General features: G+C 56.5%; 10 protein-coding genes. 4 read left to right on the top strand and 6 right to left on the bottom strand.

All coding sequences use genetic code 11. The annotated features are described in order from the left end of the window. Window positions 1-59: 59 nt before the first annotated feature. From IGW03_RS38725 to IGW03_RS28765, 3 genes are all read left to right on the top strand, one after another. Entirely contained in the window at window positions 60-185 is a 126-nt protein-coding gene (locus IGW03_RS38725) for a hypothetical protein (protein WP_264158769.1), read from the top strand. A gap of 572 nt (window positions 186-757) precedes the next feature. Next, the gene (locus IGW03_RS28770; RefSeq protein WP_228536161.1) at window positions 758-1,885 is read left to right on the top strand and encodes a glycosyltransferase family 4 protein; all 1,128 of its coding nucleotides are present in this window, start codon (window positions 758-760) and stop codon (window positions 1,883-1,885) included. A gap of 214 nt (window positions 1,886-2,099) precedes the next feature. Then, window positions 2,100-3,050: a CAP domain-containing protein gene (locus tag IGW03_RS28765; protein ID WP_194725958.1), complete on the top strand. Its 951-nt coding sequence runs from the start codon at window positions 2,100-2,102 to the stop codon at window positions 3,048-3,050. 72 nt (window positions 3,051-3,122) lie between these two features. On the opposite strand, the gene IGW03_RS28760 is transcribed toward IGW03_RS28765, so the two are convergent. The 6 genes from IGW03_RS28760 to IGW03_RS28735 all read right to left on the bottom strand — a co-directional run bounded on the left by IGW03_RS28760 (window position 3,123) and on the right by IGW03_RS28735 (window position 11,281). Continuing rightward, window positions 3,123-3,545 (bottom strand): transcriptional repressor, encoded by a 423-nt coding sequence (locus IGW03_RS28760; protein ID WP_151639339.1) that lies wholly within the window; start codon window positions 3,543-3,545, stop codon window positions 3,123-3,125. Between the two features lie 689 nt (window positions 3,546-4,234). Then, window positions 4,235-7,411: an efflux RND transporter permease subunit gene (locus tag IGW03_RS28755; RefSeq protein ID WP_151639340.1), complete on the bottom strand. Its 3,177-nt coding sequence runs from the start codon at window positions 7,409-7,411 to the stop codon at window positions 4,235-4,237. Then, window positions 7,408-9,024 carry an efflux RND transporter periplasmic adaptor subunit gene (locus IGW03_RS28750; RefSeq protein ID WP_151639341.1) on the bottom strand — a complete coding sequence of 539 codons (1,617 nt, stop codon included), beginning with the start codon at window positions 9,022-9,024 and terminating at the stop codon, window positions 7,408-7,410. The genes IGW03_RS28755 and IGW03_RS28750 overlap by 4 nt, the downstream gene beginning before the upstream one ends. Next, window positions 9,021-10,355 (bottom strand): TolC family protein, encoded by a 1,335-nt coding sequence (locus IGW03_RS28745; protein ID WP_228536160.1) that lies wholly within the window; start codon window positions 10,353-10,355, stop codon window positions 9,021-9,023. Before IGW03_RS28745 ends, IGW03_RS28750 begins: the two co-directional genes overlap by 4 nt. 74 nt (window positions 10,356-10,429) lie before the next feature. After that, window positions 10,430-10,840: a hypothetical protein gene (locus IGW03_RS28740; protein WP_151639342.1), complete on the bottom strand. Its 411-nt coding sequence runs from the start codon at window positions 10,838-10,840 to the stop codon at window positions 10,430-10,432. 303 nt (window positions 10,841-11,143) lie between these two features. After that, entirely contained in the window at window positions 11,144-11,281 is a 138-nt protein-coding gene (locus IGW03_RS28735; protein WP_192805321.1) for a hypothetical protein, read from the bottom strand. A 469-nt stretch (window positions 11,282-11,750) separates the two neighbouring features. Here IGW03_RS28735 and IGW03_RS28730 point away from each other — a divergent pair, with 469 nt between their 5' ends. Then, the gene (locus IGW03_RS28730) at window positions 11,751-13,448 is read left to right on the top strand and encodes a multicopper oxidase family protein (protein ID WP_225984968.1); all 1,698 of its coding nucleotides are present in this window, start codon (window positions 11,751-11,753) and stop codon (window positions 13,446-13,448) included. Window positions 13,449-13,862: the final 414 nt, after the last annotated feature.

Here is a 13,862-nt window from a genome sequence, read left to right as displayed (position 1 = left end):
AGATGAAGAGGCCAAGGTGCTTAAGCGCCGTATCTCCAATTTGAAAAACAGGAAATGACATGAAAGCAATTTCTACAGTGCTGCTTGTTCTGCTTGTGGCTGGCTGTTCCGGCATGGCAACACGTGGTGGCGGTAATAGCCCCTACGGCAACCCACAAGACATGACTTATCGCAGCGGACAATAGGTGCAAACTCCTTCGTTCCTCCATCATTCCTGGGGTGGGATATCGGGCTGGGAAGACATCTGCCATTGACCGCGATCGCACCCTGTTGGGTGCACGTTGCGAACGATTCGACTCGCCGGTCGACCACCACATCACATTGCGCTCAACAAGGCGTGGAAGGATTTGCCTATGCATTGACGACATGAATTGCGTCTCATATACCGTTGAAACGACGCGACACTCCAGCTTCGCCATGTCTTCCTCCGTATCGACGCGAATCGATCGGTGTTCATCGGCGAGTAGCCGGCACCATCACTATTGCCGGCTGCCACTTCCTGTAAAGTCGATGCTCTGGATGATGTCGTGCCTGGCGCGCCTTTCTTTTCTGACGTGATCCTGCGTGATGGCGGCATTATCGTTCGACATCCCCCTTACCTCAAGGGGTGGTGGCAAGCGTGCTATTGCCTTGTAGGTTCGCAAGCCATGTCAATGAAGTGTTTTCATCCCGAACGCACCAGAACCGCCAACGCGGCCTTGCCCACGTGTGACCCATAGCGTTACTTTCTTACGCACCCCTGAACACGAGTCCAAACATGCTTCGTATCGCTATTGTGACCAATGAGCTCCCGCCCTACCGTGTACCGCTATTTAGCCTTCTTGCCAAGATGCCAGGCGTTACCCTGCAGGTTATTCTCTGCACGATGCGCGAGCCGAACCGACAATGGGTGTTGCCGCCGCTGGACTTCGGCTATGTCTGTCTGCGTGAAAACGTCATCGAAAAAAGCGGCCGGTATATACACAATAACGTAGATGTCATCCCGGCATTGCATCGCTTTGCGCCTGATGTCGTCATCACCGGAGGATTCAACCCCACGCATCTGTATGCGCTCGCCTATGCGCTGGCTAAGCGTATCCCGCATGTTCCCATGACTGACGGTACCGACTGGTCTGAGCATTCCCTTAGCCGAATCCATAAGAGCATACGGCGCTTCGTCTTTGCCAGATCGAAGGCTTTTCTGGCTGCAAGCGACGGCGGGGTCCGACTATTCAGTCATTATCAGATCCCTGCAGAACGCTGCTTCAAGGTCCCCCTCTGCATTGACAATGAATTGTTTGCTGCCAAGGGTACCCCTATGCGAAGGCCTTTTGATTTTGTCTTTTGTGGCCGAATCGAAGAGGTCAAGAATCCCAGGTTCGCACTCGAGGTTGCCATCGGGGCCGCAGGCGTACTCCGCCGCAGGACCCGCATCCTGTTTATCGGTGCGGGCGACCAGGAAGCGATGCTTAGGCAATACGCAGCGGCCCATGCCGAGGTAGTCGATGCGCAATTCCATGGATTCAAAGATCATCGGGAACTGCCACCCTTCTATTGGAAGGCCCGCCTTTTCCTGTTTCCTACCCATTGTGATCCTTGGGGCGTTGTCGTGAACGAGGCTTGCGCCGCAGGCCTGGCTGTCATTTCCTCTCCATACGCAGGTGCGGCAGGCGAACTCATCCGTGATAGGGAAAACGGCTTTGTGTGTGCGCTGGACCCAGAACAATGGGTTTCCCGTGCGGCGATGTTGCTGACGAACGAAGAGACATGGAAGAATTGTTCAAGGATGAGCGTGGCCCGTGTGCGCGAGTACTCCTATGAACGGGCTGCATTGAACGTCGTGGAAGCATGCCGGCTTGCTGTTGCCAATCCACCCGGCGGCCTTTTGCAGCAGAGTCAGAGTTGAGCCGGCTCCGACTGACTGGATCGATCGATGGTTATCTCCTGCGGCATTGCATATGGGATGAACCACTTCTATGGCTATCAGTCATACCGGACATTGTCATTTGCAAACAAAGCGTTCTGCCACATGACATCGCCATGCCATCTCACCCGTCGGTCACCACTGGTGACTCAGGCTGAGCGCCCCCTGAATCCGAATCGCTCGCTGGAGGTATCGCTTGCATACTGCCCTCTCAAAAAAATGGCTCCTTGCTGTTCTGCTCTCCATCGCCCTGGCTGGTTGTGGTGGTGGAAGTGGCACTGACAACGTCGCGTCCAGTACCGCGGCCGCGTCGGCTGCACCCACCCCAGAGCCAGGAGCACCGCAAGCGACGGGAAACATCGCAACGGACGGTTTCAACTGGTTCAATTTCAGACGTACTCAGGTGGGCCTGGCCAGCGTGACGCGCAATAACCGTATTGACACTGCTGCGCTTGGGCATTCGAGGTACCAGGCCACGAATAACATCATTTCGCATGAACAAACACGGACAGATGCGGATTTTACCGGTGCCACGCTTGGCGAACGCCTTGCCAATGCCGGCTACGAGCTGGGGACGGCGGGCTATATGTACGGTGAGATCATCTCCAGTACCAGTTATACCTCCGGCTTCAGGTCTGCGGAGGAGTTGATTGCGGCTATCTATCACCGGTTCGTGGCATTCGAACCTATGTTTAAAGAGGCAGGCAGCGGCGCTGTAACATCGGCGCGCGGCATGACCTATTTCACCACGAACTTCGGTGCAGTCGGGCTAGACAGAGGACTTGGCGCCAGCGACATCGTTACCTATCCCTTTAACGGGCAGCAGCAAGTCCCCCAAAATTTTCAAAGCGATAATGAATTGCCCGACCCTGTTCCTGAGCAGAATGAAGTCGGCTACCCCATCAGCGTCCACGCGAATGTGACGTCGACTGTACAGGTAGAAAGCTTTACCATTCAGCCGCGCGGCAGTGCAGCGCTCCCCGTACGATTACTGACAGCCGGCACCGACCGTTACACGCCAAGCTCCGCGGCATCAATCATTCCTCTTGTCCCGCTTGCGCCTGCCACCACCTATGAAGTCACGTTTCGAGGCCTCATTGATAACCGTGCCGTCAGTCGGACGTGGACGTTTGTCACTCAGTCGTAAGCGACTGGCCTGCCCCTTGTCGGTAGGTTGCGCCCAGCACTGCGAATACATGAAACCGGCGAAGGCCCTGCTTTAACGAACGCGTGATGCACATTGCGCGCAGAGACCATACAGCGTAAGCGTATGTGTCTGGAGCACAAATCGCCTTTGTTGGGCGACGGCCTTTTGGCGGCGCTCGATCGCCTCATCAATGAACTCGTCTACTCGGCCACACTTGGTACAAATAAGATGATCATGATGCGAACCCTCATTGAGCTCAAAGACGGCGCGCTCTGCGTCGAATGTGTGACGAATCAGGATATTCGCATCAGCAAACTGCATCAATACCCTGTACACGGTAGGCAAGATGACGTTAATCTTCTCATTCGCAAGCAGGTGAGAAATATCATCCGCAGAAAGATGCTTTCCCGGATGTTCATGGAACAGCTGCAGCACCCGTACTCTAGGAAGCGTAGCCCGCAGACCACAGTCTCGAATCTGTTTTGGTATATCCATGATATCAATGGGCGATCAGGTTAGAGGATTAACCCTAATATGATAATAGAATGCCCATGCCACCATGTCAGACACGTCGTTGATCTCCAGATCAGGGGCAACGCCTGCTGCAAAACACGGTCACGTCCCCCCTGAATTTGTAGACGATACCGTTGCTACTCGGATTTGCAGGATCTCTTGCAGCTGCATTGACGGTCAAAGTGAAATCGCCGAGCAGAACGCCATTCGTACCAGGAGAACGGCTGGCCGCATGCGACTCGTGGACGGCAAGACATTGCTTTCCAATTCAGCGGTACGCTGGTCTATACGCGTACCTAGATGATGATCTTGCCGCTAACGCGTATCGGAAGCTCGCAACCTCAGGCACGCTGTCAATGCCGTGTGCGTTTTTTGCGTTTCCGTCTTTCCGGCCGCGCCAGGCGGCCATGGCGCCTGGCTTTCCACATGCCCCAGAAAATATAGACCAGCATTGGAACTACCGTCAGGCCCCATAGCAGAATGTAGGTGTTGACCACCTCCTTCGGTATCCATTTTCCCAATAAAAACATAGCACCTCTAAGCTTTATAACGCCTGCAAAGACACAATCTCGACGCATAGACGCCAATGCGCGTATCCATGGCGCCCTTGCGCTTCCCACGCCTCGCTCACGCTGGACGACTTACACACGTTACTGTGAACTGCGAAATCGTCAGGCGGCCTTCAACCGCGTTTCCTGCGCCCTCTGCTCGCGGCGTTGTGCGCTTCGCAGCTCGCGCCGTCGCAAGAGCAAATAGACTACCGGCACCACGAACATCGACAACAGCGGGGCTGTGACCATGCCTCCTACCATCGGTGCGGCAATGCGTTGCATGATTTCCGAGCCGGTTCCGGTGCCGTACATGACCGGGACGAGGCCGGCAATAATGACCGCCACCGTCATCGCCTTGGGACGCACCCGCAGCACCGCGCCCTCGCGGATCGCATCGAGCAGGTCTGCTTCACTCGTCTTACCGAGCATGACCCTATCGTTCCATGCGTGCTTTAGATAAAGGAGCATGATGACGCCAAACTCGGCGGCAACGCCGGCAAGTGCGATGAAACCAACGCCGCTTGCCACTGACAGATTGTGTCCGAGTAGCCAGAGCAGCCAAATACCGCCAGCTAGTGCGAATGGCAGCGTCGCCATGATCAGCACTGCCTCGTCGAAGCGCTGAAAGGTCATGTACAGCAACACGAAAATAATTAGCAAGGTGGCCGGTACGACGACCTTCAGCTTGGCCGCCGCGCGCTCAAGATATTCGAACTGGCCGGACCAGGAAAGCGAATATCCGGCAGGCAGCTTGACCTCCTTTGCCACTGCTTGCTGCATGTCGGCCACGACCGAGCTTAGGTCCCTGCCGCGAATATCCACGTAGACCCAGCCTGACAAGCGGGCATTCTCACTGCGCAGCATGGGCGGACCGTCGTTAATTCGGATGCTGGCAACGTCGCTGAGCCGAATCTGGGCTCCGCGCGCCGTCAGTACTGGCAGCTGACGCAGCCTTTCAACCGAGTCACGCACCTCCCGCGGATAGCGCACGTTGATCGGAAAACGCTGCAGTCCCTCAATTGTCTCACCGATGTTGTCGCCGCCAATTGCCGCCGACACGATGCTTTGTACGTCCGCAATGTTCAATCCATACCGTGCCGCGGCGTCGCGGTCGATGTTGACATCGACGTAGCGCCCTCCTGTCAGCCGTTCGGCCAGCGCGGAGCTGACACCCGGTACCTTTTTTACAGTACGCTCGATCTCGCCGGTAATACGGTCGATTTCCTGAAGCTGGGTTCCGGCGATCTTGATGCCAACCGGACTCTTGATGCCAGTCGCGAGCATGTCGATCCGGTTGCGGATGGGAGGGACCCAGATGTTGGAAAGTCCGGGTACCTTGACAACACGGTCAAGCTCCTCGACCAGCTTGTCGGGCGTCATGCCAGGTCGCCACTGCTCCCGTGGCTTGAACTGGATCGTGGTTTCAAACATTTCGAGCGGGGCCGGGTCGGTCGCCGATTCGGCACGTCCTGCCTTGCCGAACACGGTATGCACCTCGGGGACGGTCTTGATCAGCCGGTCGGTCTGCTGCAAGAGTTCCGACACCTTGCCAGCCGATAGTCCCGGCAGTGCAGATGGCATATAGAGTAGGTCACCCTCATTCAACGGCGGCATGAATTCTCCGCCCAGCCGGCTCAACGGCACCACGGTCAATGCGACGATGGCGGCGGCGGCCACCAATGTCATCTTCGGAAAGCGTAGCACGCCATCGAGCAGCGGACGGTAAAGCGCGATCAGGAAGCGATTGAGTGGATTCTTCTGCTCCTCCGGGATGCGCCCACGGATCAGGTATCCCATCAATACCGGTATCAGCGTCACCGCTAGGCCCGCCGCTGCCGCCATCGCATAAGTCTTGGTGAATGCCAGCGGCGAGAACAAGCGCCCCTCCTGGGCTTCGAGCGTAAACACCGGGATGAACGACAGCACGATAATAAGCAGCGAGAAGAATAATGCAGGACCGACTTCTGCCGAGGCATCTCCGATGACACGCCATTGTTCATCACCGCTGAGCTTGCGTTCTGGATGGGCTTGGTGCCAGGCCTCGATATGCTTGTGCGCATTTTCGATCATCACCACGGCCGCGTCGACCATCGCGCCGATGGCAATTGCAATTCCGCCAAGCGACATGATATTGGCGTTGACCCCCTGGTAGTACATCACGATATAAGCGCTGAGGATCCCCAGCGGCAGCGAAACGATGGCGACCAGCGCAGAACGAACGTGAAACAGGAATATCGCGCAGACGATCGCCACCACGATGAATTCCTCGATCAGCTTCTCTTCGAGATTTGCCACCGCGCTTTTAATCAGTCCGCTGCGGTCGTAGGTGGGAATGATTTCCACTCCTTGCGGCAGGCTGGGTTTTAGCGCATGTAGCTTGGCCTTGACGGCATCGATTGTTTCAAGGGCGTTCTTACCCGACCGCATGACGATGATGCCTCCCGCCACCTCGCCCTCTCCGTTCAGCTCAGCGATACCGCGACGCATTTCCGGTCCGAGCTGTATTCGCGCGACATCCCCCAGGCGCACGGAAACACCGGCAGAGGTGGTCGTCAATGGAATCTTGCGGAAATCATCGAGGGACTGGAGATACCCCGATGCGCGTACCATGTACTCGGCCTCGCCCAGCTCCAGCACCGAGCCGCCGGTTTCCTGATTGGACTTTTGCACTGCCTCGATCACCATTCCGTGCGGGATGCTGTAGGCACGCAGCTTGTCCGGGTCGAGCACAATCTGATATTGCCTGACCATGCCGCCCACGCTGGCGACCTCGGAGACGTTGGCGACGGTCTTGAGCTCATACTTGAGGAACCAGTCCTGCAATGCGCGCAATTGTGACAAGTCCATTTTTCCGCTCCGGTCAATCAGCGCATATTCATAGATCCATCCCACACCGGTTGCGTCGGGTCCCAGGGATGCCTTCGCCTGGGGTGGCAGCCGCGCTTGAACCTGGTTCAAATACTCGAGCACGCGCGAACGCGCCCAGTACGGATCGGTGCCATCCTCGAACAGGATATAGACGAAGGAATCGCCAAAGAACGAATAACCGCGTACCGTCTTCGCCCCCGGCACTGATAACATGGTGGTGGTCAACGGATACGTCACCTGGTTTTCGACGATCTGTGGTGCCTGTCCGGGATAAGTGGTTCGGATAATCACCTGCACGTCGGACAAGTCAGGCAATGCATCCACCGGGGTACGCGTCAGTGACCAGATGCCCCATGCAGTGAGCATGATCGTTGCCAGCAACACTAAAAACCGGTTGGCGATGGACCAACGAATCAACTTGGCAATCATTTGACGGCTCCTGCCGGCGCTGCGGGCATGCTCATGCCGCCTTTCATTTCACCCTTCGCGCCTGAAGCAGCGGAAGCGCCCAACGGACCAATAGACGTGACTTCATAGGTGCCATCCTTGCGAGGCCGGATCTCGAAGGTGACGCTATCACCTTCGGCAATGCCCTTTGGCAGTCCTTGTGGTGGAAGCTTGAATCCCATGGTCATCTCTCCCCACTGCAAACTGGGGATAGGCTCGTGCGAGAGAACGATTTCGTCCTTGTCGATGACTTCCACCTTGCCCTGTCCGCGATGGAGTTGGTCGCCGCCTTTGTCACCCTCGGCTGCCGCAGGTACTTCGCCCAGGCGCGTTATGGTGCCCTTCAGGCTCGCTTCCGAGTCGATCAGGAACTGGCCCGACACCACCACTTTCTGGCCTGCCTCAAGGCCCTTTCGTATCTCGGTCTTGCCATCCACCTCGATACCAACCTCCACATCGACCGGGGCGAACCTGCCATCGCCCTGCGCAATCATCACGACGCTTCGCTTACCCGTCGCGATCACCGCCTCGCTCGGTACGGTCAACACGTCTTGGCGGGTATGTGGTGTGAAGTTGACGGTCGCAAACATCCCGGGAACGAGTTGGCTGCCCGAATTGGCAAGCTCGACCCGTGCTTTCAGTGTTCGCGTCGTGGGATCCACTTCCGGCAATATCGCACTCACCTTTCCTTTGAAAACGGTTCCGGGCAACGATGGCGTACGTGCCTCGACGACGTTACCGGGACGAACCTGCGCCGCGACATTTTCCGGCACTTCGGCGTTGACCCACACGGTTGACAAGCCGTTGATGCGAAACAGCGGCGCGCCAGACATCACGGTCATGCCTTCGCGCACGGACAGTTCCGCCACCACACCGGATACCGGTGCCGTAAGTGTCATCCTGGCCTGAACTTTTCCCGTCGTTTCTACAAGGCGGATGTGGTCATCCGTCATGCCGGCCAAGCGCATCCGTTGGCGCGCCGCGTCGACAAATGCCTCCGCACCCGTGCCATTCATCCGTTTAACGGAAAGATATTCCTCTTGGGCCGCTACCCAGTCGGGAACGTAAAGCTGAACCAGAGGTTGGCTCTTACGGACTGCATCGAGCGGGGCACGCACATACAGCCGTTCTACAAAGCCGTTGCTCCGCGCCTGTACCATGACCAAGTCACGTTCGTTATAGGCAACGCTACCGACCGCTTCGAGCGCCGCTGCGAGATTCGCTTTCGTCACCTCTGCCGTGCGAATTCCAAGATTTTGCTGGATCCGTGGGTTGATTGAGACGCTGCCTTCATCACCAGCATCCTCGGCATAAACCGGCACCAGTTGCATATCCATGAAGGGAGATTTGCCAGGTTTGTCGAATTTCTGTCCGGGTACCATGGGATCATGCCAGTACAACACTTTTTTACCAGTGGCAGAGTCCACCAAGCCGCCGCCTGACGTACCTCCGGCCGCGCCGGCAGGCGCCGTCCCGCCCTGCGCTGGAGCCGCCAACTTCAGTCCTTGATCAATGCCGGCCGAGTACAAGCCATATCCTCCGGCTCCAACGACGCCAACTGCAACCAACGCGAGCACAATTGCTTTTGCTTTCATTTGAATTCCTTGTATTGCGTAGTGGCTGGATGACTCAAGCCACTATCTGGAAACAGGAAATTAAGCTCGGCCCACTGCCGGGCTGTTTCAGCTTCCCGCTCCAGCGCCTCCAGGCGCACATCGATCTCGTTGCGCCGTGCCATTAACACATCGTCCAAGCCCGCCTTTCCGCCGCGGTAAGCCGCTAGCGCGGCAAGCGTGCGTTCCTTTGCCAGCGGGACCAGTTCCTCTGTGTAACGGGCCAGTCTCTCTTTTCCGTTTTCCCACTCGTTGAGCATGGCGCGCGTTTCTGCCACATGCGCACGAAGCATGTCGTCGCGCTCGGCCCTGACCTGCTCGACCATGGCCAGCTTGGCTGCAAGTTCCCGATCCTGACGGTTCTTCTGGTCCCATTGCAGCGGCACGGAGACGCCAAACGAGATCATGTTGTCATACGCGGAACCACGCTGCTGATACATGACTTCCACGCTCCAATCCGGCTGCTTGTTGGCGTGCGCCAGCTTCGCGTCCGCCACGGCCATGGCTTCGAGCTGGTTCAGAACGGCAATACGGGGGTGATGAGCGAGCTGGGTATCGAGCGCACCCGCGTCCAGACGAACCGTATCTGTGGCAGGCTTGCCGGCAAGCGGTGAATCGGCGGCGGTGCCAATCCAGCGTGCAAGGGTGACTTTCGCATTCCGGATGCGACGGTTGACTTGACTAGCCCGGTCACGATAGGTCGACAAGGCGCTTTTAGCGGCGAAAATCTCAGCCTGGTTGCCGCGTCCAGCCCGGTAAGCCCCTTCAGCGGCTTGGATTTCGAACTCCGACTGTGTCGCATTCTCGTCCACGACAGCAGCCATCGCTTCGGCGTAAAAGCGCTCCAGCCAGGCAAGTGCGGTGTCGCGCTGAATATTGGCGACCACTTCCGTTTTCTCCGCGGTGGTTTTGTCCGCCTCTCGTTGATAGCGTTCGGCACGAAATTTTCGCTTATCGGAGCGAGTAATTTCCTGCATGACGCCGACATAACGCATGGTCATGAAATCGGCCCCCAACCGGAAGCGGTCGGATCCATTGACCGGCAGATTATCGACCCCCGCCTTCAACGTAGGATCTGGTAGTTGAGCGGCGGCAACCGACATTTCCTGGGATGCAGTGACAGCATAGTCCTTGGCCTGCAGCTGACGTGACCGCTCAACAGCCAGGTGCTGTGCTTGAGTCAGCGTCAGCGGCGCACCTGCCGCAAAAGCGGTCGTTGAAGTCGAGACCAAGATTGAAACGAGAGCCATTCCCGGTACAAACCGGCGAGCGACGCGGCGCATGGATGCATGCGCAGGGGTGGGGAATAACATGAAATCTCCAGATAGCAACGAACAGCACTGGTCCCGCCAAGCGGGTACAGCGAAGGTCTACGCAATCTGAAGCGTCAAATTCTGAAGCAGCAGTGGCGGATGGATAACGGCGGCGCGGTAGTCCGCGCCAATATGCCTGCTGGTGAGGTGGAAGGCGCAGAAGGAATGGAAAGATGAACTGGGATGACTATCGCTAGTAACTGCGCTGGCGCAAACGACGGCACATTGGGCAGCTCGGGCTTGTCCAGGGAAAGCTTTCCTTTGTGACTGTCTGCTTGACAGAGGTTAGGCTTCTCAATGTCCACACCGGCGCAGCCCGACATGGTCGCCATACCATTGACGTCAGCGCTCATGTCCATCGTGTCGTTGGCCTGTCCAAGATGCAGTGTCGGGCAAGCGTAGGCCGCTACTGCGAACTGCATAAACAGCACGCTGAACAGCGCTACAAGCGCGGCAACAATTCTGGATGGACGGGATTTTCTCATGGTGCGGTAATGGGCGGCTTTTATCCTATGCAATTCGTTGGCGCGTTGTCAAGCGCAGTTTCGCCATTTCGACATGAATACTCTAGCAGGATCTGACGAACACAGTGCTGACTACAGATGCCAGACGGTAATGAGTTTTCTCCTTTTCAGTTGCTTTCAGTGCTTGCGAAGTGTGATTCGCCGCTGCTTGATCGCAGCACGGCTCATGGACATGGAATCGACAAAGGTATCGTTATAGGCGGTACCATTGACTCGTTGCAGAACTCTGGTTCAGTTACAAGGAATGCTGAGGACGGATTGCTCTTATTTGTAGCCGTCGCGCCCCAGCATCTTCTGGACGGCGAACTGGTCCTTGCCGATGGTGGCAATGGATGGGTTTTCCGCCACGAACTTGCGCAGCGATTCGAGCGCCGGATTGGACACCACAGCGGATTTGACCACCGGCGACTCGTATCCGTGGTGACTTGTCTTCTGCCTACCACTTGCATTTAACGGCATAGCCGCAGCAACATCCCCCCTTGCCAAGGAAAGTGCTTGCTGAGCTTCGGGGTACTGTTTGGGGCTAGCTGCCCAAAGCCGGTGCCTGCACTTCCCTGTTGAGTTCATCTCAGACAATTGATAACGGGCACAAACTCAGAACGACAATGCTGCATGACAGCCGCCTGCTAGAAGGCGAAAAACGAGGGCTGCTTTATTCTTAGTACCGCTGCGGCTGTTGAGCTAGCCATTGCGATCCGCAGCCTTGTACGGCATTTGTACTATTGGCCGTCATTGCCAAATTGGCTAATCTCGTCACAAACGGAACGTCGATGTAGCAGCAGGCAGAGGCGGCCAATGAAATGGTCGGGATCCGGGCACAACGCCGTTATCTACACATACATTTTTACCATGTACAGAAAGGGTGTCGACCATGTCGTCTTCCTCTACTAAAGAAAGCGGGCTCAGCCGCAGGAACCTCCTGAAACTCGGCATGGTAGCAACCGGTACCAGTATCATTGCGTCCCGCATCGGGGATATCCAGGCCCAGACCACTACGCCTAGCGGCGGCTATACCACCACACCATGGATGGACCCTCTGCCTGTCAATAGAGCACTGGCGCCAGTAGGTGCCTTAGCCCCCGCTCCTGCGGCAGACTGCGATGAAGCAAACGGCGAGACTGGACGCCTCCCACACCAGCGCTGGACCGAGTTTCAGCCCCGAGTGCTCTACGATATTGATGTCAGGCAGGCAGAACATCAGTTCCATGCGCAAGGGCCCAAGAACCTGATCTGGGGCTACAACGGCACGTTGCCCGGATCGACGATCGTAGCCCGGTATGGAGAGCCCGTCTGCGTCCGCTTTCGCAATAACTTGCCTGGCGATGCCGTCGGGTATGGTTCTCCGGAGATCTCCACTCACTTGCATAACCTGCACTGTGCCTCCGAGAGTGACGGTTTCACCGGTGACTACTATAGCGCCACAAAGGCGGGCCCATCGCTTACCGCACCAGGACGGTGGAAGGACCATTTGTACCCGAACACCTATGCCGGCGGTGACGCGCGGGAAGCACTGGGCACATTATGGTTTCATGACCACCGGATGGATTTCACGGCCGGGAATGTCTACCGGGGACTCGCCGGATTCTACTTGTTGTTCGACCATATCGACTCTGGCAATGAGACCGACCCTAGCCCGACAGCGCTGCGCCTGCCCAGCGGCGTCGGCGACTTCGACATTCCGCTGATGGTGCAGGACAAGCAGTTCGACGCCAGTGGTTATGTGAAGCTGGATCAATTCAATAATGACGGCATTTTGGGCAACAAGATCTGCGTCAACGGAAAGATCCAGCCGTTCTTTGATGTCAGGCGCCGCAAGTACCGTTTCCGTATCCTGAACGCCAGCCCGTCCCGGCAGTACGAGTTCTACCTCATGTACAAGGGACGTGCACAGAATTTCACCTATATCGCCAATGACGGCAACCTGCTGCCGGCGCCATTGACGATGCAGAAGATTCGCGTTGCGCCGGCCGAGCGTGCCGACATCATCATCGATTTCAAGGCCTTCGGCAATATCGGTGCTGACGATGAGGTCATCCTGGTGAACCGGCTGGAACAGGTCGACGGCAGGAAACCGACAGGAAAACTCCTCACCCCCGGTGACGAGATCCTGAAGTTTAAAATCAAAGCTGGAGCGGTCGATGACCCGAGCCAAGTCCCGGCGAAATTGCGCGACCTTCCGCCGATTGATACCAAGAAGGCTGTGCGCAGACGCAACTTCGAGTTCGATCGCTCCGGCGGCAGCTGGACTGTCAACGGCAACCTGTTTGACGTGACCAAGCCGCTGTTCACCGTAAAAAAAGGGACGGCTGAGATCTGGACGCTGGAGAGCAAGGGTAGCTGGCTGCACCCCGTACACATCCACATGGAAGAAGGACGGATCCTGTCACGGGACGGAAAATCACCGCCAGCTCATGAGCGCGGCCGCAAGGACGTGTATCCGATCATTGACGGTGAGGAGGTGGAAGTATTCATCCAGTTTCGTGACTTTATCGGCAAGTACATGATGCATTGTCATAACATCAGTCACGAAGATCACGCAATGATGGTGCGATTCGACGTAGTTGACTGAGCGGGGACATGCACGCAAACTATGCGTACCCTTATCACGCTGATTCAAGGCTCGCAAAGTCGAGCGGGTCTACCAAGCGCATCATGAGGCTTGATCCGCAGCACGGTTAGAGATCGTGCATTGGATTGAACGTTAACGGTCATCTAACGACGTCTATCCCGATGTGCATTAAAGCAGTTGTCGTATAAAAATCGTATTCGAGCCTCACCTTCACTGTATGTTGACGCCCGTATTACTGCGACACCAAAATAAGCGTGGGCTATTTAACATAATTGAATTTCTACTGCGGACTGGTAGTATTAGGAGTGTTGCGTTTTTAGGGAGGCTCTTCATCTAGCTACTGCAACATTGAATGCGTAAATGGTATGTTCCGGCGTTGCTTAATTTCCAGGACGCAGGAATGCTTATCCAACT

It is taken from the genome of Noviherbaspirillum malthae, assembly GCF_015352985.1.
In the GTDB taxonomy this organism is placed as follows: domain Bacteria; phylum Pseudomonadota; class Gammaproteobacteria; order Burkholderiales; family Burkholderiaceae_D; genus Noviherbaspirillum; species Noviherbaspirillum malthae.
The sequence above is the reverse complement of the archived record's forward strand: the minus strand, read 5'-3'. Positions and strand labels throughout refer to the sequence as shown.

What these genes read in the sequence shown, in the direction of transcription:
- IGW03_RS28750 (WP_151639341.1), bottom strand. Translation starts at nt 9,024, where the DNA reads ATGAAAGCAAAAGCAATTGTGCTCGCGTTGGTTGCAGTTGGCGTCGTT.
- IGW03_RS38725 (WP_264158769.1), top strand. Translation starts at nt 60, where the DNA reads ATGAAAGCAATTTCTACAGTGCTGCTTGTTCTGCTTGTGGCTGGCTGT.
- IGW03_RS28740 (WP_151639342.1), bottom strand. Translation starts at nt 10,840, where the DNA reads ATGAGAAAATCCCGTCCATCCAGAATTGTTGCCGCGCTTGTAGCGCTG.
- IGW03_RS28760 (WP_151639339.1), bottom strand. Translation starts at nt 3,545, where the DNA reads ATGGATATACCAAAACAGATTCGAGACTGTGGTCTGCGGGCTACGCTT.
- IGW03_RS28755 (WP_151639340.1), bottom strand. Translation starts at nt 7,411, where the DNA reads ATGATTGCCAAGTTGATTCGTTGGTCCATCGCCAACCGGTTTTTAGTG.
- IGW03_RS28745 (WP_228536160.1), bottom strand. Translation starts at nt 10,355, where the DNA reads ATGTTATTCCCCACCCCTGCGCATGCATCCATGCGCCGCGTCGCTCGC.
- IGW03_RS28730 (WP_225984968.1), top strand. Translation starts at nt 11,751, where the DNA reads ATGTCGTCTTCCTCTACTAAAGAAAGCGGGCTCAGCCGCAGGAACCTC.
- IGW03_RS28770 (WP_228536161.1), top strand. Translation starts at nt 758, where the DNA reads ATGCTTCGTATCGCTATTGTGACCAATGAGCTCCCGCCCTACCGTGTA.